This window comes from Vibrio mediterranei (assembly GCF_013364395.1).
GTDB lineage: Bacteria > Pseudomonadota > Gammaproteobacteria > Enterobacterales > Vibrionaceae > Vibrio > Vibrio mediterranei.
In genome coordinates this window covers 2,264,752-2,288,172 of the sequence record NZ_JABXGK010000001.1, presented here as the reverse complement: position 1 = coordinate 2,288,172, position 23,421 = coordinate 2,264,752, and the positions used below count along the sequence as shown (strand labels likewise).

Annotated in this window: 23 protein-coding genes; 13 read left to right on the top strand and 10 right to left on the bottom strand. The window is 43.6% G+C overall.

What is annotated here, in order from left to right:
* Positions 1-16 precede the first annotated feature (16 nt).
* The gene (locus HOP38_RS10690; protein ID WP_006074416.1) at positions 17-511 is read right to left on the bottom strand and encodes a peptidylprolyl isomerase; all 495 of its coding nucleotides are present in this window, start codon (positions 509-511) and stop codon (positions 17-19) included.
* 241 nt (positions 512-752) lie between these two features.
* Between HOP38_RS10690 and cysS the strand changes: the two genes are divergently transcribed.
* On the top strand, positions 753-2,135 hold the full coding sequence (gene cysS, locus HOP38_RS10685; RefSeq protein ID WP_198558034.1) for a cysteine--tRNA ligase: 1,383 nt from the start codon (positions 753-755) through the stop codon (positions 2,133-2,135).
* 59 nt (positions 2,136-2,194) lie between these two features.
* Complete coding sequence (locus HOP38_RS10680) at positions 2,195-2,773, top strand: thymidine kinase (protein ID WP_006075116.1); 579 nt, start codon at positions 2,195-2,197, stop codon at positions 2,771-2,773.
* A gap of 66 nt (positions 2,774-2,839) precedes the next feature.
* On the opposite strand, the gene HOP38_RS10675 is transcribed toward HOP38_RS10680, so the two are convergent.
* Entirely contained in the window at positions 2,840-3,682 is an 843-nt protein-coding gene (locus HOP38_RS10675) for an NAD-dependent epimerase/dehydratase family protein (protein ID WP_198558033.1), read from the bottom strand.
* A 1-nt stretch (position 3,683) separates the two neighbouring features.
* Complete coding sequence (locus tag HOP38_RS10670) at positions 3,684-4,568, bottom strand: LysR family transcriptional regulator (protein WP_198558032.1); 885 nt, start codon at positions 4,566-4,568, stop codon at positions 3,684-3,686.
* Positions 4,569-4,665: 97 nt separating this feature from the next.
* Here HOP38_RS10670 and HOP38_RS10665 point away from each other — a divergent pair, with 97 nt between their 5' ends.
* On the top strand, positions 4,666-5,082 hold the full coding sequence (locus HOP38_RS10665; RefSeq protein ID WP_198558031.1) for a PACE efflux transporter: 417 nt from the start codon (positions 4,666-4,668) through the stop codon (positions 5,080-5,082).
* A 61-nt stretch (positions 5,083-5,143) separates the two neighbouring features.
* Here the strand turns inward: HOP38_RS10665 and HOP38_RS10660 are convergent, their stop codons facing one another.
* Complete coding sequence (locus HOP38_RS10660; RefSeq protein WP_038225957.1) at positions 5,144-5,377, bottom strand: TIGR02647 family protein; 234 nt, start codon at positions 5,375-5,377, stop codon at positions 5,144-5,146.
* A 269-nt stretch (positions 5,378-5,646) separates the two neighbouring features.
* On the opposite strand from HOP38_RS10660, the gene HOP38_RS10655 reads away from it, so the two are divergent.
* Complete coding sequence (locus HOP38_RS10655) at positions 5,647-6,831, top strand: hypothetical protein (protein ID WP_198558030.1); 1,185 nt, start codon at positions 5,647-5,649, stop codon at positions 6,829-6,831.
* A gap of 289 nt (positions 6,832-7,120) precedes the next feature.
* Positions 7,121-7,963: a formate transporter FocA gene (focA, locus tag HOP38_RS10650; RefSeq protein WP_031496119.1), complete on the top strand. Its 843-nt coding sequence runs from the start codon at positions 7,121-7,123 to the stop codon at positions 7,961-7,963.
* 61 nt (positions 7,964-8,024) lie between these two features.
* Here focA and HOP38_RS10645 read toward each other — a convergent pair whose 3' ends face one another.
* Positions 8,025-8,171, bottom strand: a complete 147-nt coding sequence (locus tag HOP38_RS10645; protein ID WP_198558029.1) for a hypothetical protein — start codon at positions 8,169-8,171, stop codon at positions 8,025-8,027.
* Positions 8,172-8,427: 256 nt separating this feature from the next.
* A complete protein-coding gene (locus HOP38_RS10640; protein ID WP_124939945.1) occupies positions 8,428-9,222 on the bottom strand; it encodes an ABC transporter permease in 795 nt (264 codons plus the stop codon).
* Positions 9,223-9,648: 426 nt separating this feature from the next.
* Here HOP38_RS10640 and torE point away from each other — a divergent pair, with 426 nt between their 5' ends.
* The 4 genes from torE (at position 9,649) to HOP38_RS10620 (ending at position 15,406) form a co-directional block, all read left to right on the top strand.
* On the top strand, positions 9,649-9,825 hold the full coding sequence (gene torE / locus HOP38_RS10635) for a trimethylamine N-oxide reductase system protein TorE (protein WP_006075126.1): 177 nt from the start codon (positions 9,649-9,651) through the stop codon (positions 9,823-9,825).
* Between the two features lie 44 nt (positions 9,826-9,869).
* The gene (gene torC / locus HOP38_RS10630) at positions 9,870-11,051 is read left to right on the top strand and encodes a pentaheme c-type cytochrome TorC (RefSeq protein WP_006075127.1); all 1,182 of its coding nucleotides are present in this window, start codon (positions 9,870-9,872) and stop codon (positions 11,049-11,051) included.
* 23 nt (positions 11,052-11,074) lie between these two features.
* Positions 11,075-13,537 (top strand): trimethylamine-N-oxide reductase TorA, encoded by a 2,463-nt coding sequence (gene torA / locus HOP38_RS10625; protein WP_006075128.1) that lies wholly within the window; start codon positions 11,075-11,077, stop codon positions 13,535-13,537.
* A 117-nt stretch (positions 13,538-13,654) separates the two neighbouring features.
* The gene (locus tag HOP38_RS10620) at positions 13,655-15,406 is read left to right on the top strand and encodes a glycoside hydrolase family 36 protein (protein ID WP_198558028.1); all 1,752 of its coding nucleotides are present in this window, start codon (positions 13,655-13,657) and stop codon (positions 15,404-15,406) included.
* A gap of 5 nt (positions 15,407-15,411) precedes the next feature.
* Here the strand turns inward: HOP38_RS10620 and HOP38_RS10615 are convergent, their stop codons facing one another.
* A complete protein-coding gene (locus HOP38_RS10615; RefSeq protein WP_198558027.1) occupies positions 15,412-16,653 on the bottom strand; it encodes a putative manganese transporter in 1,242 nt (413 codons plus the stop codon).
* A gap of 208 nt (positions 16,654-16,861) precedes the next feature.
* On the opposite strand from HOP38_RS10615, the gene HOP38_RS10610 reads away from it, so the two are divergent.
* The 3 genes from HOP38_RS10610 to HOP38_RS10600 all read left to right on the top strand — a co-directional run bounded on the left by HOP38_RS10610 (position 16,862) and on the right by HOP38_RS10600 (position 18,890).
* On the top strand, positions 16,862-17,767 hold the full coding sequence (locus tag HOP38_RS10610; protein WP_006075131.1) for a manganese-dependent inorganic pyrophosphatase: 906 nt from the start codon (positions 16,862-16,864) through the stop codon (positions 17,765-17,767).
* A gap of 83 nt (positions 17,768-17,850) precedes the next feature.
* Positions 17,851-18,243, top strand: a complete 393-nt coding sequence (locus HOP38_RS10605) for a DUF2750 domain-containing protein (protein ID WP_006075132.1) — start codon at positions 17,851-17,853, stop codon at positions 18,241-18,243.
* Positions 18,244-18,356: 113 nt separating this feature from the next.
* Positions 18,357-18,890 (top strand): phosphatase PAP2 family protein, encoded by a 534-nt coding sequence (locus HOP38_RS10600; RefSeq protein WP_198558026.1) that lies wholly within the window; start codon positions 18,357-18,359, stop codon positions 18,888-18,890.
* A gap of 83 nt (positions 18,891-18,973) precedes the next feature.
* On the opposite strand, the gene HOP38_RS10595 is transcribed toward HOP38_RS10600, so the two are convergent.
* Positions 18,974-19,291 carry an HI1450 family dsDNA-mimic protein gene (locus HOP38_RS10595; protein ID WP_006075134.1) on the bottom strand — a complete coding sequence of 106 codons (318 nt, stop codon included), beginning with the start codon at positions 19,289-19,291 and terminating at the stop codon, positions 18,974-18,976.
* Positions 19,292-19,294: 3 nt separating this feature from the next.
* Complete coding sequence (gene efpL / locus HOP38_RS10590) at positions 19,295-19,861, bottom strand: elongation factor P-like protein EfpL (protein ID WP_006075135.1); 567 nt, start codon at positions 19,859-19,861, stop codon at positions 19,295-19,297.
* Between the two features lie 160 nt (positions 19,862-20,021).
* On the opposite strand from efpL, the gene HOP38_RS10585 reads away from it, so the two are divergent.
* Positions 20,022-20,789: a nucleotidyltransferase domain-containing protein gene (locus tag HOP38_RS10585; protein ID WP_198558025.1), complete on the top strand. Its 768-nt coding sequence runs from the start codon at positions 20,022-20,024 to the stop codon at positions 20,787-20,789.
* A gap of 8 nt (positions 20,790-20,797) precedes the next feature.
* On the opposite strand, the gene HOP38_RS10580 is transcribed toward HOP38_RS10585, so the two are convergent.
* Positions 20,798-23,176 carry a DNA polymerase II gene (locus HOP38_RS10580; protein WP_198558024.1) on the bottom strand — a complete coding sequence of 793 codons (2,379 nt, stop codon included), beginning with the start codon at positions 23,174-23,176 and terminating at the stop codon, positions 20,798-20,800.
* Between the last annotated feature and the right edge of the window lie 245 nt (positions 23,177-23,421).

The following is a 23,421-nucleotide window of genomic DNA, read 5'->3' as shown; positions in this document are numbered from 1 at the left end:
GCCCTCCCTCGAACGATTATTCGTGAATCGTAGTACCAGTGATGATGACTTCTTCTAGTGGTACGTCTTGGTGCATACCCATAGAACCTGTGCTCACGCCTTTGATCTTGTTGACGATGTCCATGCCTTCAACAACTTCACCAAATACACAGTAACCCCAACCATCTAGGCTTTCTGAGCGGAAGTCTAAGAAAGTGTTGTCGTTTACGTTGATGAAGAATTGAGAACTAGCAGAATGCGGTTCCATTGTACGAGCCATTGCTAAAGTGCCTACTTTGTTGCTCAGGCCATTGTTAGCTTCGTTTTTAATTGGCGCGCGAGTTGCTTTTTCTTTAAGGCCAGACGTCATGCCGCCACCTTGAATCATGAAACCATCGATAACACGGTGAAATAGTGTGTTGTCGTAAAAACCATCGCGGCAGTACTGAGCAAAGTTAGCACTCGTTTCTGGTGCTTTTTCTTCATTTAGCTGAATCTTAACGTCGCCGAAATTAGTATGAAGGGTGATCATGATGAATACCTATTCTGTGTTTTTTATGTTAGAGACAACGATTCTAGCCTAACTGCTGTCACAAGCAAACGTCGAAATCCGGTTATCTGGCATTATTGAGCTCGTTTTTATGCTGACTCGATTGGAGTTAGCTCATTCTTCACGCAAAATGCAAGATTTATTCGCTTAATGACTCCATTATGACAAGGATTATGGTTATAATCGCCGTTACTTTTTAAACGTAATAATCCAGATAGAGATCATGTTAAAAATATACAACACACTGACGAGACAAAAAGAGGAATTCAAACCTATCCATGCGGGCAAAGTCGGCATGTATGTCTGTGGGGTCACTATTTACGATCTCTGTCATATCGGCCATGGTCGTACTTTTGTATCTTTCGATGTGGTTTCACGTTACCTTCGTTATGTTGGTTACGATTTGAAATTCGTGCGTAATATCACTGATATCGATGATAAAATTATCAAACGTGCTAACGAAAATGGTGAATCGTGCGAGTCGTTGACTGAACGCCTTATCGGTGAAATGCACGCGGACTTTGATGCGCTAAATATGAAGCGTCCAGATGTGGAGCCTCGTGCTACTGAATTCATTGCGGAAATCATTGAGCTGGTTGAAAAACTGATCGATCGTGGCTTTGCTTACGTTGCCGATAACGGTGACGTTATGTTTGAAGTATCGAAGTTCGATGAATACGGTAAGCTTTCAAAGCAAGATCTTGACCAGCTTCAAGCTGGTGCTCGTGTAGATGTTGAGAGTGCGAAGCGTAGTCCACTGGATTTCGTACTTTGGAAGATGTCTAAGCCAGGTGAACCTACGTGGGAGTCGCCATGGGGACCTGGACGCCCAGGTTGGCACATTGAATGCTCGGCAATGAACTCATCGATTTTAGGTAATCATTTTGACATTCATGGCGGTGGTTCAGACCTTCAATTCCCACACCATGAAAATGAAATTGCTCAATCTTGCTGCGCACACGACACTCAATATGTGAACACTTGGATGCACAGCGGTATGGTGATGGTTGATAAAGAGAAAATGTCTAAGTCTCTTGGCAACTTCTTTACGATTCGCGATGTATTGGATCATTACGATCCAGAGACGGTTCGCTATTTCTTAATGTCAGGTCACTACCGTAGTCAACTGAACTACAGTGAAGACAACTTAAATCAAGCTCGTTCAGCACTTGAGCGTCTATACACTTCACTTCGTGGTTTGGATTTAGATGCAGAACCAACGGGTGGCGAAGAGTACGTGACTCGCTTTACCGCAGCCATGAACGATGATTTCAACACACCTGAAGCGTACTCAGTGCTATTTGATATGGCACGTGAAATCAACCGTCTGAAAACGGTGGATTTAGGTCAGGCGAGCCAACTTGGTGCGCTAATGCGTGAATTGGCTGATGTTATCGGTATCCTTCATCAGGATCCAGAAGCTTTCTTGAAAGGTGATGCAGGCGATAACGATGAGGTGGCTGAAATTGAAGCTTTGATTAAGCTACGTAACGACTCTCGTGCATCTAAAGATTGGGCGAATGCTGACATGGCACGCGACAAGCTGACGGAAATGGGCATTGTTCTAGAAGATGGTCCTGAAGGTACGACGTGGCGTCGTAAGTAATTTCTCGTAGCCCTTGCATGCAAGGGCTTCTTTTTAAGTTTTGAATTTGGTGTATCACTTTGGCTCAGATGTACTTCTATTACTCAGCAATGAATGCGGGTAAGTCGACAACTCTTCTTCAGTCTTCTTTCAATTACCAAGAGCGAGGAATGAATCCTCTAATCTTCACTGCCGCACTTGATGATCGCTATGGCATTGGTAAGGTTAGCTCACGTATTGGGCTTCAGTCCGAAGCGCAGCTTTTCCAGCCAGACTCCAATTTGTTTGATGAAATCGCAACGCTGAATGCCGAGACTAAACGACACTGTATCCTCATTGATGAATGTCAGTTCTTGTCAAAGGAACAAGTTTATCAACTTACAGAAGTGGTTGATAAGCTGAATATTCCAGTTCTTTGCTACGGTTTGAGAACAGACTTCTTGGGTGAGTTATTTGAAGGCAGTAAACACCTACTGGCGTGGGCGGATAAATTAGTCGAGCTAAAGACAATTTGCCACTGTGGTCGTAAAGCCAATATGGTAATCCGAACCGATGAAGACGGTAAAGCTATCGCAGAAGGTGACCAAGTAGCGATTGGTGGTAATGATAAATATGTCTCAGTTTGCCGTCAGCATTATAAAGAAGCGCTGGGCAAGTAAAGCACATAATGAAAGTAAAAAAGGAAGCATAATGCTTCCTTTTTTAGTAGTGGACTATTCAGTAATCTATAGCGCATCAAGCGTATGATGGAATTTGAAGTGATAACCCAGACCTTGCAGTTTTTCACTAGAGATGGTTTTGTCTGGCTCTGAGTTCACTAAATTCAACGAGGTATCTAAACCTACCGAACGCAAGGCAGCACGATAAAAGGTCACTTTGTCGCAGGTCTCTGGTGTGGTGGCGTTTACCACGCTCGCATCCACATGTTCTAAACAAAAAATAATTGCGCCAACAGCGTCGTCAAGGTGCAGCATATTTGCGGATGCTTGATCACTCACAGTCTTGAGTTTCGAGGCAAATCGAGATGGATGACGATTTGGACCAAACAAACCACTGCAACGCACGATGACATAATCTAAAGTTGAGTTTCTAACGTGTTCTTCTGCAGTGAGCATAATAATAGACTTAGCGCTAAAGTCTTCTCTGCCTTTTGCTATCGGTAGCCTAGCCATATCTTCAGTCATGATTTCGGCTCGTTCTGGATAAACAGAGCTAGAGCTAATCATGATGATCTTTTCCACACCAATTCGTTTTGCCACTTGAACAAGCTGCGCCCATTGAGAAGCGTAAAGCGCACCGCCTCCTTGCCTAAAGCCTGGAGGAAAGCAGCCAATAATCACATTTATCTGCTTCTTGATGAGTTGATCTGTTAGTGTCAGCTCCTCTTCTTCTGAACGGATAGCATTCAGATCCAAGCAGAGGCTATCCACGCCAGCTTGGGAGATTTCAGCTACGCCTTCAACGCTGGTTCTTGTTGCTATAACCTTATAGCCTCGGCTTTGCAAAGCATGGGCCAGCGGTAGGCCAAGCCAACCTGCCCCTACGACGAGTATTTGCTTTTCTGTCATGTTATACATCCTCGAAACGGTGTCGAAGTAATTCTCGCAGTCGCTTATGACCGGCATCTTTACTCTTACTTGAGTGTTGGATTAGATCGATGTTGGTGATTGCGGATATCTTTTCAAATTCTATCGGAACCTGCACTAACTTACCTTGAGCAAGCGCTTCTTTTGCCATATAAGAAGGAGCATAGGTCCACCCAAATCCTGCAAGGCACCATTCTATAATCATAGCGTAGCTATCAGAGTACCAAACATCAGGACTAAGCACTTGATGAAAGCTACTCTTTTGAGAACTTCTCGAGCTGACGACAAGCTGTCGGTGCAAACTCAACATTTCAAGGTGGGGAGTGATAGTTTTAGCGAGCGGGTGCTCTGAAGACACAAAAATGTCGAACTCTAAATCCCCAACATGTTCAAAGTCTAATGAGAAGGGGATAACGTGCTCGCCATAGACTAAACCTGAGGTTGCTCTGCCTGATTGAACCATTTCTATAATATCGACACTGGAGGCAAGCAAACATTCCAATTGTAGAGAGGGGAACTCTTTCGAGAGTGTTTTGAGTATTGGGGTGATTCTTTCCAGTGGAATACCTTCATCTACTGCTAAAACGATAGGTTGTATCTCATCATGTCCTAGTGTGTCGACTAAATCCGCAAGTCGCTGGTGTTGGGTAATTGCTGCGCGAGCATAGGGAAGTAGTTTATTACCAGCATCGGTAAGAACTGGATAACGACCGCTTCGGTCAAAAACATCAACACCACAATCGATCTCAAGATTCATGATGTTCTGACTAACAGCAGATTGGACCTTGCCAAGCTTTCGTGCTGCAGCGGAAAAAGAACCGGTTTCAACCGTAGTAATAAATGCTTCTAATTGTTCGATACTAAACATATCAGGTTTCCTGATGTTATCTCGTTTCCGTCTTTCTAAAGCATAACGGATAATTACTTTATTGGTAAACGATGTTTCATATTTACAAGGTAACTTCATGAATAATAAAGAAAGAATGTTTCATGCCGTTCTGTTTGAGGCGTTAGCATTAGCTATCATAATTCCTATTGCATCTATAGCTACAAGTAGTAAATCAATGGAACTAATGGTTGTAGGTGTCGGTATGAGCTTATTCACCGTAGTATGGAACTATCTCTATAATGTATTGTTTGATAGATATATTCCTGGTGAGAGGAGCAAGCGTTCCTTGCTTTTGCGTATCGGTCATGCAGTAGGATTTGAAGCTGGGTTGATTGTCATGACCATACCGGCCATAGCATGGTTCTTGCAGGTTTCATTACTGACAGCTTTGATTATTGAAGCAGGTTTTCTTGTATTCTTTTTCTTCTACACGACGGGGTTTAATTGGGTGTATGACAGATGGCAGCCCTATCGTCGTCTTTTTTTAGCTTAAGAGGTAGGAGTTAATTACAGCGGCAATGAGATGCCGCTGCTAGAGACATATCACGTTAGTGCTAAGACGTTAAGACACGAAGGACTCTGTCTGCGTGCTCCGCCACTTCAATTCCCTCGTCCGTAAGGTAGCCACCGTCAGGTAGGGTACAAAGTCCTTTATCGAATAATCGTTGGACTGCTTCTTGCATCTCTTTGCTTGCATCGTGATGGACCTTGATACCTGTTGCCGCGCTGCTTAAGTCAAATTGCAATAACAGGTTCATTTCAGAAAGATGCGCTGGAGTGAATTTCATAGATTTGCCTCTTGGTTGAGATTCTCCACTCAACATAGTGGGGATTGAACGAGTTGACAATCACACAGTTAATAAAGTGTTAGCTTGCGCCGCCTTCTAAAGGAAAACGGTAAATTTTTGTTATTAAGTGGATGAAATATAATCACTTAGGGCTCTATGTGATGTATTTTAGTGAGTAATTTGAATATAGTTCGTAGGTTATGGCCTGTCGATTTGATAGGACGATTTTTCTTGGTTCATATGATGAATTCAAGTTATTAGGAGAGTAGATGTCTACACGCAATTTGGCTGTTGTATTAATGTGTGTTTTGGGCCTTGCATCGTGTGCGAGTACCCCAACGGCTAATGAGTCCCATGCCAATTTGACGCCGGAAGAGGTTCGTCAAACAAGAAGTAGGGTATTTAGCGAGATTTCAGGCACCTATGCCGTATGGTCGAAGAAATTGGAAGGTGCGGATGCACTTCGAATTTATGCGCCAGAAAACTACCGCGATATGATGTCATCTTGGAAAAGTGCGCATGATCTATTCATAGAAATGCGTAAAGACCCGACGCAAGTCGATGCGAAGCATTCCGTCTTTTCTAGTGAGACGTATGCGGTTGGTTTCCGAGACCGCATTAATTCTGTGGAGTATAACTATAAAGCAATTCAAGGACTCAAAAAGCAAGCGGATGTCTTGCTCGCACCAGCGATGAGTCAAATGGCCTACCTCAATAAAATAGAGGCTGGCAAATATTTCAGACATGCGATGAACAACTTAAATCGTGATTATCAGCGCTTGTTTGAGTATCTAGTCGTATCTGAAACTGAGCATGCTGAAAGCTATCAAGAGACATTCCTCAATAACGCTTTGGCACTTGAAGTTCGCGTTATTGATGCCATGTACGTCAAGCCATTGGAGCAGCGACTGGCAGATCTAAGTCGGCTAAAATACAATACATTGGCACCGGTGAGCTATGGCTATGTAGAGCAGGGGACCGCTGAATTGGCGAAGTATGTTGCTAAGTCACCGCGAAGTTTTGCTGAGATAGAACATCAAGTCGATCAGATCAACTTTCAGTTCCGTCGCCTCGAGGCGGTTGTCGCTGAAGTAAACAAGTTGATTAATGTCGAGAAATCTCAATTTGAACCCATGGTGCTAGAGGCTGAATCACGTTTGCACAAGATATCTTCGGTGGCAAAGGGTAACGATTATCGAGATCAATCTCTTACAGCACAGTCTGAACGTATTGCTCATGATGTTGAGCAATTGAGGAAGGCGGATCGTTCTGAAGCGCTACAGAAAGAAAATCAACTACTGAAACAGCAAATAGCTCTGTTACAAGAGCAAAATACCGAAGGACATTCAGAGGATACTCAAGTAGCACTAGACCGAGCCGAGCAGAATCAAGCAGACATTGAAGCTTTGAAGAAATTGGTGTCCGCACTTCAAGAGAAATCAGACAAATCTTAATGGCTTGTTTTAAAGTCTCGCATCTTTCAAACCAACGCCGCTTCATGCGGCGTTTTTTTATCAGTTATCTTTATTACCGATATTCAAGTTCAACATTTTCAATAGTGAAATATAAACACTTATTTTTGAAAATCGACGAGTGATCCTTGTCACATAAACCTTAATGCGGATTCATTTTCCACCTGTCAAGAAAAACGCGATTAAAGTGATAAATAGATCTTGCTTTATCTATTGATTGGAGCGATTATCCGCGCCCAGTTGACATGTAACCAAATATGTATAGAGCAAAATGGAAATGAATCAGTTTGATGCCTTACTGCCACCACAAATGGCAGAACGTGCGGCCGAGGCCGGTGTAGGTAAAGCAACAAAAGACCCAATGAAGTCTTTTCTTTTGGCGATTACTGCAGGTCTGCACATAGGTATCGCATTTATATTTTATACAACCATTACAACGGGTGCTGGTGATCTCCCTTGGGGTATCACTCGCTTTCTTGGTGGACTGGCGTTCAGTTTAGGTTTAGTACTGGTCATTATTACTGGTGGAGAACTCTTTACCAGTTCGGTACTGACGTTAGTTGCTCGTGCCAGTGGCAAGATTACATGGCGCTCACTGTTCAAGAACTGGTTCGTTGTTTATTTTGGCAATATGCTAGGGGCGCTACTTCTTGTTGGAATCATGCTTACAGCAAAACAATATATGTTTGATGCAGGGCAGGTGGGACTGAACACCATGCATATCGCTCAGCACAAACTGCATCATGGTTTCTGGCAAGCGGTTGCACTTGGTATTATGTGTAACGTACTGGTGTGCGTAGCTGTCTGGATGACATTCAGTGGTAGAACCTTAACTGACAAAATCATTGTGATGGTTTTGCCAGTGGCGATGTTTGTCTCTGCGGGCTTTGAGCACTGTATTGCGAACTTATTTCAAGTACCAATGGCGATCGGTATTAAGAACTTTGCGTCACCAGAGTTTTGGCAAATGATTGGCGCAAATCCTTCCGACTTTGCAGATTTGAATGTTGCTACGTTTGTTGTCAACAATTTGATTCCGGTAACACTGGGCAACATTATCGGCGGTGGTGTTTTCGTCGGTATGCTTTACTGGTTGATCTACCTAAGAGATTAAATAACGGACTCATTGTAGAAAAGCGCCTTTTGGCGCTTTTTTTGTGTCGGTCTAAATGGCTTTAAGATATAACCACTCTTTTGGTACTGCTGCCTTCCATAAAAAAGGGAATGTCAGCCATTATGTCCTTAAGCTCTTCAGGTTCGTGAATGAGCCAGTTTTTAGCCTCGTTATCTATACCGTCTTCAAAATCTATGTTATTCGGCATGGGTTCCTTCCTCTCTTCGATAATACGAACTGCGTTAAGCCACTGCCCGAGTGTGTTTCTATATAGGAGTGACTGTTTAGAACACAAAATAACCAGAAGGTATGACAATAAGATGAAGAAATCTGATCCAGTATGATCAGTACACCATATGTAGTAGTGATAACCAATAATTATACTAAACTCAATAGCTTGGTTATCCACATAAGCTGTGGATAACTTGGTTTAAATTTGGTGAGTAACAATGAAGGTTGAAGATCTATTGAGGATCAATAAATCGAATTTTCGGCTTGCCGGCTTCGTTGAAACTTCGGCGTACTACTAAGTTAAGACTGATGGTTATTGAGATCGTCATCATTACAAAAATCGCAATCATAATGACAAGCTGATATTTGATCGCTATCAGCGGGCTAGCACCGCCTAAAATTTGACCAGTCATCATGCCAGGGAGAGAGACTAACCCGGTTGTCGCCATAGTCGCTAAAATAGGAGCTAAGGACTTCTGGAGTGCGACCTTAATAAAAGGCAGGGTCGCTAGAGGAATCGGTGCTCCTAACGCGATAGAGGCTTCATATTCGCTCCATCGGTTTTCTAGAGAGCCAAAAAAGTTTTGTAACGCGACGATATTGCCACTTAGGCTGTTTCCTAACAGCATACCCGCCAAAGGAATGACGTATTGAGCACTGTAAAATGGTTCTGGTTGAATGATGGCAATGCACAACAACCCGACAATAGGAAATAGACCGACTACTAGACCAATGCTGACGAAGCCCATCAATGGGTATTTTGGCAGCTTTGCTTTATTAACAATAGCGTTTGAGCCTACCACTATCATCACCGCTAACCATATAAGATTGATGACTAAGCTATTTAAATAAAACAAGTATTCAAGGTAGAGACCGACTAATGCCAGTTGTACAGTCATTCTCACCAAACCGACAATGGCATCGCGTCCAATGTTGATTTTGTAGTAGCTATTGATAGAAAACGGGATCAGCAGAGTGAGTGAAAACAAGAGTATTTGCCACCAACTTATATCGACGACTTGCTGCATATTGACCCTATTTAGTGGTGTTCGAGAGACTAAATTCTACCGCAAACTGAATGCTTAACCACCTATTTTTAAACGAGAAAAGATACATTTCATTAACAAATGTGTTGTTTAAATCTAAAAATATCACGTCAAAAATCGAATTTCCGAGCTTACTCTAAAGGGTTAAAGTTGCAAACTTGTAATGTGTTTCACATACTTATAACGATATTATTTTTTCATAACTGTTAACAAAATTACACATCGATTTTTAATTAAATACAACTCTGGATGAACTCAAAAAACGGTTGATTAATAAGGTATGAATGGTCGGAATTGATTGAACCACACGGTTAGTATGGTTTAGCATTTTCCAATAGAGATATTAAATAATTGAGTTGCAAACTAGTGCAATTCGCAAACTATACACGATACAAAATAGGCAAATGTATGAGTGATGTTAACAAAGTTGAGAGTGCTGAAAAGCATGGTATGGAGTGGAAATCATTTTTCTTCATCTGCGCCGTCTTCTTCCCTCTTTTGAGTGTAGCTATCGTAGGTGGTTACGGATTTATCGTTTGGATGCTTCAAATCTTCGTATTTGGTCCTCCTGGTGTACACGGCTAATTCCATAGCCCTTTATTCATTTACGATATTCAAGAGAGTTAGTCATGAAATCCTTTTTAATCAAACTTTGGCGTACTATCAGTCGCCCAGCAGTTCACATCAGCTTGGGTGTGTTGACTGCTGGTGGTTTTATCGCAGGTGTTATTTTCTGGGGTGGTTTTAACACTGCGCTAGAAGCAACAAACACAGAAGAATTCTGTATTAGTTGTCACACGATGCGTGACAACGTATACGTAGAGCTACAAGAAACCGTTCACTGGAAAAACCACTCAGGTGTTCGTGCTACTTGTCCAGACTGTCACGTTCCTCATAACTGGACGGACAAAATTGCACGTAAGATGCAGGCTTCTAAAGAAGTATTCGCGCAAGTATTTGGCGATCTAGATACACCAGAGAAATTCGAAGCGCGTCGTTTCGAGCTCGCTCGTCACGAGTGGGATCGTTTCTCTGCCAACAAATCTTTAGAATGTAAAAACTGTCACAACTATGAGTCAATGGACTTTGAGCAAATGTCTCCAACGGCTCGTATCCAAATGAAATCAGCGGCTGAACGTGACCAAAGCTGCGTTGACTGTCACAAAGGTATTGCGCACAACTTGCCTAAAGATATGGCTAAAGCAAGCGGTATTGTGGGTGACCTAGAGCAAGTTGCAAATAGCACGTCTTACTCTAAAGGCGGTGAAGTGGTGTCCATTCGTCACTTACCTCTTTATACAGACGAAACGGGTACAACTGAAGCGGGTCTACTAAGCCCTGCAAGTAAAGTTGAAATCCTAGATGTGAAAGGTGACATGATTAAAGTTGAAATTGATGGCTGGCGTAAGGCGAAAGGCTTCGGTCGCGTTATTCAAGAAGACTTTGGTAAGAACATTTCTACCGCGATTCTAACTCGTGAAGTATCTCAGAGCAGTGACGTTCATGTCGGCGAGAAGAAAGAAGATGAGTTAACGGGTCTTCCTTGGGAGAAAGTTGCTGTGGATCTTTGGATGAAACAAGGTTCTATGGTGTCTGACTTCAATCCAATTTGGGATGCAGCTGGTGAAGCGTATCAAACCAACTGTTCTACATGTCACACACAACCGGATGTTGCGCACTTCAGTGCTAACGGTTGGGTAGGTATGCTAGACGGTATGATCGCATTCGTGAACTTCGACACAGATACAGAAGCGCTTGTTCTTAAGTATCTACAGAAGCACTCTTCAGATTATTCTGAAGGTCACCACTAATAGACGTCAATTGGAGTAATAAAATGGCAATTACAAGAAGAAGCTTCCTTAAAGGCGCAGCTGGCTCAAGTGCAGCAGCACTGATTGGACCAAGTTTGCTGGCTTCGGCGTCTGCAAGTGCAGCGGAAACTGATGGTACTTGGAAGACATCTGGTTCTCACTGGGGCGCGTTTCGCGCCCGTGTATGGGGCGGAAAAGTTCAAGAAATTAAACCGTTAGAACTTGATAAATACCCAACTGACATGCTTAACGGCATTAAGGGTATTATTTACAGCCCATCACGTGTGCGTTACCCAATGGTTCGCCTTGATTGGTTGAAGAAGCACAAATATGCTGCTGAAACTCGTGGTAACAACCGTTTTGTACGTGTGACGTGGGATGAGGCACTTGACCTGTTCTACCGTGAACTAGAACGTGTACAGAAAGATTACGGTCCATGGGCACTGCACACAGGTCAAACAGGTTGGCGTCAAACAGGTCAGTTCCACAGCTGTACTAACCACATGATGCGTGCCATGGGCCTACACGGCTATTCTGTTAAGAAAGTGGGTGACTACTCAACTGGTGCAGGTCAGACAATCCTACCTTACGTGCTTGGCTCTACAGAAGTTTACGCACAGGGTACGTCTTGGGAACTGATCCTTGAGAATAGTGACAACATTATTCTTTGGGCTAACGATCCAGTGAAAAACCTGCAGGTAGGTTGGACTTGTGAAACACATGAGTCGTTTGCTTACCTAGAACAGCTTAAAGAAAAAGTAGCGAAGAAAGAGATCAATGTTATTTCTGTTGACCCAGTTAAAAACAAGACTCAACGCTATCTAGAAAACGAACACCTATATGTGAACCCGCAAACAGACGTGGCGTTCATGCTAGGTATGGCTCACACTCTTTATAACGAAGACTTGTATGATAAAAAGTTCATCGATACGTATTGCCTAGGTTTCGAAGACTTCATCAAGTACGTTCAGGGTGAGACCAAAGACAAGGTTGAGAAAACTCCAGAGTGGGCTGCAGACATCTGTGGTGTTCCTGCGGACAAGATTCGTGAGTTTGCACGTATGCTGGTTCAAGGGCGCACTCAAATCCTATTTGGTTGGTGTGTACAACGCCAAGAACATGGTGAGCAACCATACTGGATGGGTGCCGTACTTGCCTCAATGATCGGTCAAATCGGTCTGCCAGGCGGCGGTGTATCATACGGTCACCACTACTCAGGTATTGGCGTACCATCAACAGGCTTCGCAGCACCGGGTTCATTCCCATTGAATATCGACCAAGGTCAAAAGCCTAAGTACACCAACCAAGACTTCAACGGTTACAGCCGAGTTATTCCTGTAGCGCGTTGGGTAGACAGTCTTGTGGAGCCGGGTAAGAAGATTAATTCAAACGGTTCTGTTGTAACGCTACCAGATCTTAAGATGATGGTGTTTAGTGGTAACAACCCTTGGCATCACCATCAAGATCGCAACCGCATGAAGAAAGCGTTCCGTAACCTTCACACTGTTGTCGCTGTTGATTTTGCTTGGACGGCAACGTGTCGTTTCTCTGATATCGTATTACCTGCTTGTACTCAGTGGGAACGTAACGATATTGATGGTTATGGTGCATACTCTGGCCGTGGCCTAATCGCGATGCATAAGCTGGTCGACCCGCTATTCCAATCGAAGACAGACTTCGAGATCATGACTGAGCTTACTCGTCGTTGGGGTCGTTCAGACGATTACACTCGTGGTATGTCTGAAATGGAATGGGTTAAGTCGCTTTATAACAACTGTAAAGAAGCGAACAAAGGCAAGTTTGAATTGCCAGAGTTTGAAGAGTTCTGGGAAAAAGGCTTCCTTGACTTCGGTACTGGTAAACCTTGGGTTCGCCACGCCGACTTCCGTGAAGATCCAGAGATCAATGCACTGGGTACGCCTTCAGGCTTTATCGAAATTACTAGCCGCACCATCGGCAACATGGGTTACGAATATTGCCAAGAGCACCCAATGTGGTTTGAAAAGTCTGAGCGTTCACATGGTGGTCCTGGTTCTGACAAGCACCCGTACTGGCTACAATCGTGCCACCCGGACAAGCGTCTTCACTCACAAATGTGTGAATCTGAAGAATTCCGCGCGACTTATGCTGTACAGGGGCGTGAGCCAATCTACATCAACCCTCAAGATGCGAAAGCAAAAGGCATTAAAGACGGTGATTTGGTTCGCGTATTCAATGACCGTGGTCAGCTTCTAGCGGGTGCTGTGGTTACTGATAGCTATGCACCTGGTGTGGTTCGTATTGAAGAGGGTGCTTGGTATGGTCCTCTAAACGAAAAAATCGGTGCGATCGATACCTATGGTGATCCAAATACGCTAACTCAAGATATTCCTTCTTCTGAGCTGGCACAGGCGACATCTGCAAATACTTGTCTTGTAAACTTCGAGAAGTTCACAGGCAAAGTGCCGCCAGTGACGTCGTTCGGTGGACCGATCGAAGTAGCTTAATTGCAATTGGTCTCCCATAGTTTTAACTAGTACACAAAACCCATCCATTAGGATGGGTTTTTTTTTACCTAACAATATACTTATTAAGCAACTTCCTAATTTATGGTCGAGGGTTCAATGACCGAATATATCCCTGTATCTCAAGAGCTTGATGCATTGGCTATCAATCCTGAAATTAAGGTAACCAAACAAGGCAAAGAGCTGCATTTTGAAAATGTTAGTCTTCATTTCTCTCCTTTGTCGTCCCGTACCGCATTAGTGCAGTTTGAAAATCAGATCGAATCTGGAGCGTACGTTCTTGGTGATGGTTTCCAAATGCTGTGCCAAACCGCAGGAAAACTTGATGGCTTTATCGATATAGGCCGATGCCCAGACAACAACAGTAGTTATCGAATATATCCTGAAGATGCTCCGCGCCGTTTCTACAATTATCTGGTTGTTGAGCAGTCTACTGGCTTTCACCTATATGGTTTTACCTCATGTCATCGCTTCGCCGGTTATTTTGAACTGCAACATACCGGTCATGGCGTAGACATTGTGGCCTTGATTGATGGTGAGGAAAGCTCTCCGCAGCATTGGGAAAACAACCAATTGGAATCGCTAACGGTCTTGCATGGCGATAGCCTAGAGTCGGTCTACAACGAATACGCTAACCTCATTTCAAATCATCATCCCACCAGAATTGGCGTCTCAGGTGACAGTCCCATCGGTTGGTGTTCTTGGTACGCATACTATGCCGATGTAACTAAGCAAAACGTGCTTGAAAACGTCGAAATCATGGCTGATAAGATGTTTGACTTGGAGTGGGTGCTGCTTGATGACGGTTACCAATCTTTTATGGGAGACTGGTTAACACCGTCGGAAAAATTTGAAGGTGGCGTAAAATCACTGATCAACAATATTCGTGAAAAAGGAAAAAAACCGGCCATATGGATGGCACCATTTATCGCTCAAGCGGAATCGGAAGTATTTAAAAATCACCCTGAATGGTTTCTAAAGCATGACAATGGTGAACTGCTTAAGGCGGAGGATATTACTTATGGCGGTTGGCGCTGTACGCCATGGTACATCCTTGATGCGTCACATCCAGAAGTTCAAGAGCACTTAACTCGTGTTGTTAAAACCATGAGAGAAGAGTGGGGTGTGGAGCTGTTCAAGCTGGATGCCAACTACTGGGGAACCTTAAAAGGTCAACGTTACCAGAAAGGAGTCACTGGTGTTGAAGCTTATCGCCTAGGTATGGCAGCAATAAACGAAGGTGCTGGCGACGCCTTAGTTCTGGGTTGCAACGCACCAATGTGGCCTTCACTTGGGTTGGTTGATGCAATGCGTGTTTCTGATGACGTAGCACGCGATCCACATCGATTTGAACAAATTGCCAAGGAGACGTTCTATCGCAGTTGGCAACATCAGAGGTTGTGGTTGATTGACCCAGATTGTGCCACGTTTACTTCACTACCTAATCAAGGCACCGATAGAGCCAGTTACGAATTCCATCGTAATGTTCTGTTGGCGAGTGGCGGGTTGTTGTTATCGGGAGACCCATTACCAGAACTCACACCATTTGCTGAGGAAACGCTCGCACGTTTGGTGTCACGCCAGCGACACTCGACCAATGCGTCAACATTTACATCACTATCGATGAATCACGCAACGTTGAAGCTGTCAGAAGATCGCAGAGTGCATTGTTTGTTCCACTATGACGATGATGTAACGGAGTACACCCTGACCGCTGAGTTACCTTGTGACTGGTTCGATTACTGGACGGGAGAAAAACTTAATAAAGAACCGGTTCAGATCCAAATTATCCCGGTTAATCGAGGCTTAGACAGTCGTGCAATCGTATCGGTCATGCACTTAACTAATTGACCAAGTTATAGTTCAAATAACCAGTAATACCCGTAGCCGACGATGATTGCGGGTATTGCCGAGTAAAATGTAGCGGCTAACGCAGCTTTAGGGGCGAGTGCAATCGCAGGAAACAGAGCATCCCCATCGTTAGAGATGGCATTCGAAATTTGTGCGGACATTGGCATCGCACCAGTAATATAAAGACTAGTTACCAAAATTTGCGGTCCGCAACCCGGTAGTAGACCAACCAGCATCCCTACAAGAGGCATATAAATGCCATAACCAGATAGCGCAGAACCTAAATCGAGATGTGCAAAGTGGACACTTAGCTCAAAAAACAAAAATGCCACTATGACCCAAGCACTCACAAAATGAGTGTCTTGCGCTGCTTTTTGCATTGGGTGTGATGACGCGATTTTAGCGTCTTCTGCGACCGTGCTTTGATAGTCGTTGATTTCTTTGGTGAAGGCCCACAAAAACATCATTACCACGGCTAAGACCGCACCAGTCCACTCAATACTGTTGGCTGGCAAACCAAGTACTTGGTTTATGTCGACCTGAAATGACATAGCAAAGGCAACTATCAAAGCGGGCACAATAATCCACTTCCAGAATAGTCCTTGTAGATTGATCGCTGCTCTTTGAACCCCCGTTGATTCCTGTGTGGTTTTACATGTGCAATCGGTATTATCTGTATTATTTACTTGTGAGACGCGTTTTGCCGAAGGATTAGCGGATTTCGGGCGCAGGAAATCGGCAGCGTGTATTTTGTTTACAATTAACCCTGAGATCATCCCGACAACGACACCCATCGCGACAAGGCCTAATCCCACGCTAGGTTTACTCGCTAGAATCAAGAATGCGGCATCACCCATTGTTGCCGTTAATACCGCGACGACGGAACCGAAGCCAAGTCGACCGGAAACAAACTGCGTCGTGACAATTATCGCGCCACCACAACCGGGTAGAGCTCCTAACAACGAAGAAAAGACAACTTGATGTGTTGGTGAGTGGTGATAAAGCTCGACGAGTCGGTTTTGACTAGATATCAGTTGAGATATTTGATGATAAACGACTAAGGTAAATACGACATAGCAGGAGACGGCCCAGAAAGCATCGGAAAGCGCATTTATTGTGACTTCTCTTGTAACACTAGAGGCGAGTAGGGCAGCCATAGCAATAGGTAATATTAGACGCTTATACTTTGGTGTGAACTGGTCGATAGTTAATCCATTCACGATAGCGAGGTTCTTTACCTGTTGCATACACTTTACCGATATTAAATGAGAATTATTATCATTATACATGTATGAGAATAATTCTCAATGCTATTAATGTGGTTTTCTACGCGAAGAAATAGAACGAATCTGACATCAACCGATGACAAATTTAGAAATTCAGGTAAAGTAACGACCTTTGTGAGATGTAAAGCAGGCGCATGAGCCTGATGATCAGAATTAGTTAGGAAGCAAAATGATTTTAGTTGTCGGTCATAAAAACCCAGATAGTGATAGCATTTGTGGTGCACTCGTTGCAACAGAACTTCTAAAAGCTCGTGGTCTTGAAGCACAGCCAGTTCGCCAAGGTGAAATTAACCGTGAAACTCAACATATCCTTGCAACAGCAGGTGTTGACCAACCAGAACTTCGCACTAGCGTTGCTGGTGAAAAAGTATGGTTAGTTGATTATACCGATTTAGCTCAAGCACCAGATGATATCAATGAAGCTGAAATTCTAGGTATTGTTGACCACCACCGTTTAGGTGACGTCATGACCGTTAACCCTCTTGAAGCTTGGATTTGGCCTGTGGGTTGTACATGTACTATCTTGTTCAATCTATTCAAGATGGAAAACGCTGAGATCACTCGTCCTCTCGCTATCCTAATGATGTCTGCAATTTTGTCTGACACTGTAGGCTTCGCTTCACCAACGTGTACTCAAAAAGATAAAGATGCAGTAGCGGAACTAGCAGAGATCGCTGGTGTTGAAGATCTTGATGCATTTATCAAAGATCTTCTGATTGCAAAAACAAACATTGAGGGCCTGTCTGCTGCTGAGCTAGTAGAAAAAGACCTTAAAGCATACCCATTCAATGGTCGTGACGTGGTTGTTGGCCAAGTTGAACTTGCGACTCTTGAGCAAGTAGATGGCATGATTGACGCGCTTGAAGCAGACTTAACTCGTCGTTGTGAAGAACAAGGTCTAGCGTTTGCAGCGGTAATGCTAACGGATATCACAACAGCACAAACTCGCCTAATCTACAAAGGTGAGTGGGCTGAGAAGCTGGTTAAGCACGAAGAAAACGGCATGCTTATGATGGAGAATACACTAAGTCGTAAGAAGCAAGGTTGGCCTTGGCTTCAGAACGAGCTGGTGTAATTATTCACTAAGTTTGAAAAAAGCCCTAGTATCTAAGGTACTGGGGTTTTTTAATTTTCGAATCTACATAAAGGTGTTCAGTGATGGCATTAGAGCAACAGCAAATCGATGAAATCTCCAGCTATGACGAAGAGAAACGGCTGAAGTACAGTGTGAAGACTATGGTTCAAGAACGTCAGATTTGGATTCTGACCGATGAACATGGTTGTGTCATGTTAAACACGGAAGATGAAGATTGTGTTCCAGTTTGGCCGCACCAAGAACTAGCTGAGCAATGGGCTACAGGAGAGTGGGATCACTGCAAAGCAGAAGCAATCTCTCTAAATAAATGGCATAGCCGCTGGACCTATGGTTTGGAAGATGACGAATTGGCTGTGGTCGTGTTCCCAAATCAAAATGAAGAAGGGGTTATTTTATTCCCTGATGAGTTTGATTTCGAGCTAAAGAAGCAGGCGACTAAGCTTTCCAGAAAATAAGCTTTCCAGAAAGCAACTGAGTATTGAAATAGTAAATAGACATTGCATGACGTATTCATTTTCCTGAAGTTCAGGTAGACTCTTTGCCAGTTTTCTTACGGTAAGTTTCTGTCATGCAACGTTTCTTTCTATTAATCTTGGGCGTACTTATTAGCTCGCTGGCGTCTGCCTCTAATAAGGATAACTGGGATTTATTCAGCGATATTGGCGCCTATGGATTGGTTGGTTTAGCGGCGGGGTTCCCAGCCTACCAAGAAGATTGGGAAGGTGTTTGGCAGGCAGGTTTGAGTATTGGCTCTGCCTCGGCTATCGGTTTGGTAGGAAAACATACGATCGATGCACCGAGACCGGACGGTAGCGATAACAAAAGCTTTCCATCAAACCATACGGCAAATGCATTTGCTTCTGCAACTACCTTACACATAAGGCATGGGTGGCAGGTCGGCTTACCCGCATATGGAGTCGCAACTTTAGTAGGCGTTGGCCGTGTACAAGCGGACAAACACTATTGGCGCGATGTTGCTGCGGGTGCGGCTATCGGTGTCTTTACTGGCTGGATGTTTACCGACAAGTTGGACCCAAATGTTCAACTGTTGCCGTGGGCTTCATCTCAGGGTGCCGGTATTTCTATGACCTATGTTTGGTAGTGATTTATGTCAGTACTCAATACTTAGCGTAAAACAAAAAGCTCAGCGTTTGCTGAGCTTTTTTAATGGATGGAAACCAACGATTAATCGCGCTTCCAAAGGATATGACAGAACTTATTCTCTGGATCACGGCTTACCAATAAGCGCGCGAACACATCATCAAGAACATCGTCTTCTTCGTTTACCAACCCAATACGCACTTCTGCGTAGGTTTCATCAACGTCGAATCCTACCTGTTCAGCCCAATCCAAACCTGTTTCTACAACCTCAGCAGCCCCACGGTCGTCGAACTGTGCGGTGAAAAGAATGACATCTGCAGGTTCAAGATTATCAGGGGCCATCTCTAGGAAGATGTCGTAGGCCGCTTCGATAACGTCATCGTATGAAATCAGTTCTGACATAACTTATGCTCTGTTCATGTATTTACGTTCTGCAGTGTTGATCACTACACGGTCACCTGTTGCGATGTACTCAGGTACTTGTACGGTTAGACCTGTTGACAGACGAGCTGGTTTTGTACGAGCAGATGCTGATGCGCCCTTGATTGACGGGTCAGTTTCTTCGATAACGAGCTCGACAGATGAAGGGAGTTCAAGACCCACAGCACTGCCGTTTACTAGAATAACTTGTACACCTTGAGTGTCTTCATTGATGAACAGTAGATCGTCTTCAATTTCGTTATGTTTGAACGTGAACTGGCTGTAATCTTCGTTATCCATAAAGATATACTCATCACCATCAACGTAAGAGAACGTCACGTTACGCTTGTTCATTTCAACGGTTTCTAGAGTATCATCAGACTTGAAACGCTCATCAACTCTTGAGCCTGTTGCCAAATCAGTACAACGCAATTTATAGATCTTTGCACCGCCACGACCGCCTGGAGTCGTTACTTCGATATCTTTGATTAGCAACGTTTTGCCATTTGACTCAATCGCAAAACCTTTTTTTAGCTCACTTGCCTTAGGCATGGGAATATTTCCTTCGTTTTTTGTTTAGACAGACAATTATACGTCCGAAGTCGGGCTTTGCTCAAGAAACATGTGATGCTGGCCATGATTCATTTGAGCATTGAATCTCGACATTTCGAAACGTAGAATAGATCTATCCGCAGTACTCTAAATCGATATCGTGCATACTCCGAATTCACTTTCATCGCTGGTAGCTCAACCTCAATATGTTGATGTCGTCCAGGACCTATTAGCTTGTTTGAAAGCTGGGCTTAAAGACAATCTCCACAGCGTTTATATCTATGGTTCCGTGGCGCAGGGGCGAGCCATCCCTAGCATATCCAATCTGGATGTTGTTGTGGTTACTCATCAATCATTCAGTGACAGTCGAACGTCTCTTTTCAACAGTATTAATTGGCGCTTTCAAAAAGAGTTTTCCTTTGTACGAGGTATCTCGATACGTACTGCGCTCGTAAAGCAAGTGGTATCACTTGATGCATTGTTTACGTGGGGTTTCTTACTTAAGCAGTGCTGTATTAATGTGTATGGTGAAAATTTGGCCGAGTGTTTTGGCGAGTATATTCCTAGCTGGGAAATTTCTAAGCAGTGGAATATGGATATTGCAGAGAGCTCTATCAATCTGCGTAGCGAAATTGCGCAAGCAACAACAAAAGACCAAATGCTAATGGCGCAGCGCCAGATGGCGAAGAAACTCTTACGTGCTGCTTATGGACTTGTTCTACATAAACACAAAAAGTGGATAGATGAACCCAAGGAGTGTGGTTTGCAATTCTTAAACTATTTTCCGGAGCGCCAGCAAACTGTTGAACGTCTTGGGATCTTGTTAGGTAATCGAGTCATTCCCAAACGTTCAGTGGTGGGTATCTTGGATGAATTTGGCACATGGATTGCTAATGAGTACAAGAAAACAGAATTCAAAATTGGCTAACTTTACTATTAGAAGAGCCCCATTTGAGGCGCACTCAAATCATCAAAGCTTTGACCAATAAAAGGTAATATTGCCTCAGCAATCGGCCGCAGTTGCTTATCAATGTAGTGTTGATAATCAATGGGTGAACGCTGATACTCAACCGGCTCGGGTCCATTTAAAGTAATGACATACTCTATTCTTCCCTTGTTTTGGTATTGCAATGGTCGTCCCAATTGTTGGTTGATGTCGTCTGCCATGCGAGCCGCTCGTACTTGAGGGGGAATATTCTTTTGATACTCATGCAGCTTTCTGCGCAGGCGCTTTTGATAGACTAATTGGTCATCAAACTCACCTCGTGAAGTGCTTTCCACAAATGAACGGACATAGTCAGATGGATCTTGGTTTTTGAACACCATCATATAGAGTTTTTGCTGAAACTGTTGCGCCAGTGCAGTCCAGTCGGTTCTGGCACTTTCCAATCCTTTGAAGATCAGTCGTTCCTTGTCACCATCTCCAATTAACCCTGCATAACGCTTTTTAGATCCGGTTTCGGAACCTCTTATTGTTGGCATTAGAAACTTCTGATAGTGGGTTTCATACTCCAATTCCAAAATGGACGTTAAGTTGTACTCGTTCTTGAGATGATCGGCCCACCACGTATTCAGATAGTCGATAAGTTGGTTACCAATATTATCCGCACTTTGAGCATCGAACTTACCATTCAATGAGACAAAGGTTGAATCGGTGTCACCATAAATAACTTGATATCCTTTTTCTTCAATCAAGCGTTTCGATGTTTTCATTATCTCATGGCCACGCATGGTAATTGAGGAGGCTAGACGAGTATCGAAAAATCGACAGCCTGATGAGCCCAAAACACCATAAAACGAGTTCATAATGATCTTGATGGCTTGAGAAAATGCTTTTTCATTGTTGGCTTTTGCGACATCGCGCGCTTTCCATAATTCTTCGATTAAATTTGGAAGAAAATGCTGCGTCCGATGGAATTGACCTCCTCTAAATCCTGCTACAGCTTGGTCGTCATTTTTACCAATTTCCAATTTCAAGCCTTCAATCAGTCCCATAGGATCGATCAAGAAGGAGCGAATAATGGATGGATAAAGGCTTTTAAAATCGAGCACAAGTACTGAATCATACAACCCTGGGATGGAGTCCATGACGTAACCGCCTGGACTCGCGACCCAGTTTTCAGGGTGTAAATTAGGTGCCGCGTAATGAGAGCGATGTAGACGAGGGAGATAAAGATTAGTGAAAGCTGCTACCGACCCGCCTACTCGGTCAAGCTCAACGCCTGTTAATTTGGTACGTTCAATGGCGAATTCTAGCAAGTGGGTGTGTGCAAAGATGCGGTTAACCAACACACAGTCTTGCAGGTTATACTTAGCGAGTGATGGCTTGTCTTGGCGGAACATGGTGTTAATTTCTGCCATTCGGTCATGCACGTTATGAATCGCTTTTCCTTCGCCTAACAGTTCTTGAGAAACCGACTCTAGAGACCAAGAGCGGAAACTGTAAGTGGCGGTTTTTAAGGTATCAATACCGTCTAACACCACACGTCCCGGAATAGTGATAAAGCTTTGCTGACTAGAAGGTAAGGTACGAAAGTATATATTCTGCTCGCCTCGACCCAAACTGAGCTTCACATGGTTCAATTCTGCTCGTTTATTAAGTAACTTAAAATCAAAATCAATGACACTCCACCCTACGATGACATCGGGGTCGAACGTTTTAAACCAGTCATTTAACGCTACAAGTAGGGCTTTTTCGTCGTTGACCCATTGAACTTGGGTCGCGCACGCTTGCGCTTCACCGACCATAATAACGCGACTATCCCTCGCGCTATCAAGGCCAATGGAATACAACTGGCCTTTCTCAGAGCACTCTATATCCAGAGAAACTACTTTTAATTCAGGCGTGTAGTCGTAGGCTTTGCACTTGGCATTAGTGATTCGAATGTACTGGTTGCAAGTGTTGGCATTGATCACTTCACAGTTACCAGTGACCGCTAAACTGCCTTGGATAAAACGCTCCATTAGAAAGCGATCTGCTAACTTAATATCTGCTTCAAGAACCAGAATGTCATTATTCAACAAGAGTTCGTGAAGCTTGCGCGCACCGGAAATTGATTGGCTGTAGACCGCGAAGAGGTCTTCACCCTCAAAACTTTTTAGTTCTACAGGCTTGAGGGCAATAGGAAGTCGAGCATCAGATGCCAAGTCATCGACCAGCTCTGCAAAATGTCGTGGCACGAAGAAAACTGGTTTATGACCCTCAATTAGAATTTGGACGGGCCCATTCACAGTGGAAATCCACAACTCAATCTGTGGTCCTTGATGCGTGTCTCTTGATTGTCGGGTTAATAGAAACCCTTTATGGATGTCCAACTCAGTTTTTTCCTACCGGCACAATGGCTTTGCGTAAATTTTAAGCAAAATATCATTGGTTGATAATCACATGTAAGGAAGTAGTGTAACAAAGGCTTACCAACCGCGAAAATCTATGAATATGCGCTAAACTTTAGTAACGAACAGTATAAATTAGAATAGTGATTTATATCGAGTTTTTGTGATTTTTTGGCATATGATGTGTACTGGGTTTCATAGGTGAACATTGGGAAATAATCGTAGTA

Bases quoted from the DNA above. Each gene is read 5' to 3' on its own strand.
- HOP38_RS10620 (WP_198558028.1), top strand. From the start codon at position 13,655: ATGACCGAATATATCCCTGTATCTCAAGAGCTTGATGCATTGGCTATC.
- HOP38_RS10615 (WP_198558027.1), bottom strand. From the start codon at position 16,653: ATGCAACAGGTAAAGAACCTCGCTATCGTGAATGGATTAACTATCGAC.
- focA (WP_031496119.1), top strand. From the start codon at position 7,121: ATGGAAATGAATCAGTTTGATGCCTTACTGCCACCACAAATGGCAGAA.
- HOP38_RS10605 (WP_006075132.1), top strand. From the start codon at position 17,851: ATGGCATTAGAGCAACAGCAAATCGATGAAATCTCCAGCTATGACGAA.
- HOP38_RS10665 (WP_198558031.1), top strand. From the start codon at position 4,666: ATGAATAATAAAGAAAGAATGTTTCATGCCGTTCTGTTTGAGGCGTTA.
- HOP38_RS10675 (WP_198558033.1), bottom strand. From the start codon at position 3,682: ATGACAGAAAAGCAAATACTCGTCGTAGGGGCAGGTTGGCTTGGCCTA.
- HOP38_RS10600 (WP_198558026.1), top strand. From the start codon at position 18,357: ATGCAACGTTTCTTTCTATTAATCTTGGGCGTACTTATTAGCTCGCTG.
- HOP38_RS10610 (WP_006075131.1), top strand. From the start codon at position 16,862: ATGATTTTAGTTGTCGGTCATAAAAACCCAGATAGTGATAGCATTTGT.
- torA (WP_006075128.1), top strand. From the start codon at position 11,075: ATGGCAATTACAAGAAGAAGCTTCCTTAAAGGCGCAGCTGGCTCAAGT.
- torE (WP_006075126.1), top strand. From the start codon at position 9,649: ATGAGTGATGTTAACAAAGTTGAGAGTGCTGAAAAGCATGGTATGGAG.
- HOP38_RS10690 (WP_006074416.1), bottom strand. From the start codon at position 511: ATGATCACCCTTCATACTAATTTCGGCGACGTTAAGATTCAGCTAAAT.
- HOP38_RS10670 (WP_198558032.1), bottom strand. From the start codon at position 4,568: ATGTTTAGTATCGAACAATTAGAAGCATTTATTACTACGGTTGAAACC.
- HOP38_RS10595 (WP_006075134.1), bottom strand. From the start codon at position 19,291: ATGTCAGAACTGATTTCATACGATGACGTTATCGAAGCGGCCTACGAC.
- HOP38_RS10640 (WP_124939945.1), bottom strand. From the start codon at position 9,222: ATGCAGCAAGTCGTCGATATAAGTTGGTGGCAAATACTCTTGTTTTCA.
- efpL (WP_006075135.1), bottom strand. From the start codon at position 19,861: ATGCCTAAGGCAAGTGAGCTAAAAAAAGGTTTTGCGATTGAGTCAAAT.
- torC (WP_006075127.1), top strand. From the start codon at position 9,870: ATGAAATCCTTTTTAATCAAACTTTGGCGTACTATCAGTCGCCCAGCA.
- cysS (WP_198558034.1), top strand. From the start codon at position 753: ATGTTAAAAATATACAACACACTGACGAGACAAAAAGAGGAATTCAAA.
- HOP38_RS10655 (WP_198558030.1), top strand. From the start codon at position 5,647: ATGTCTACACGCAATTTGGCTGTTGTATTAATGTGTGTTTTGGGCCTT.
- HOP38_RS10645 (WP_198558029.1), bottom strand. From the start codon at position 8,171: ATGCCGAATAACATAGATTTTGAAGACGGTATAGATAACGAGGCTAAA.
- HOP38_RS10660 (WP_038225957.1), bottom strand. From the start codon at position 5,377: ATGAAATTCACTCCAGCGCATCTTTCTGAAATGAACCTGTTATTGCAA.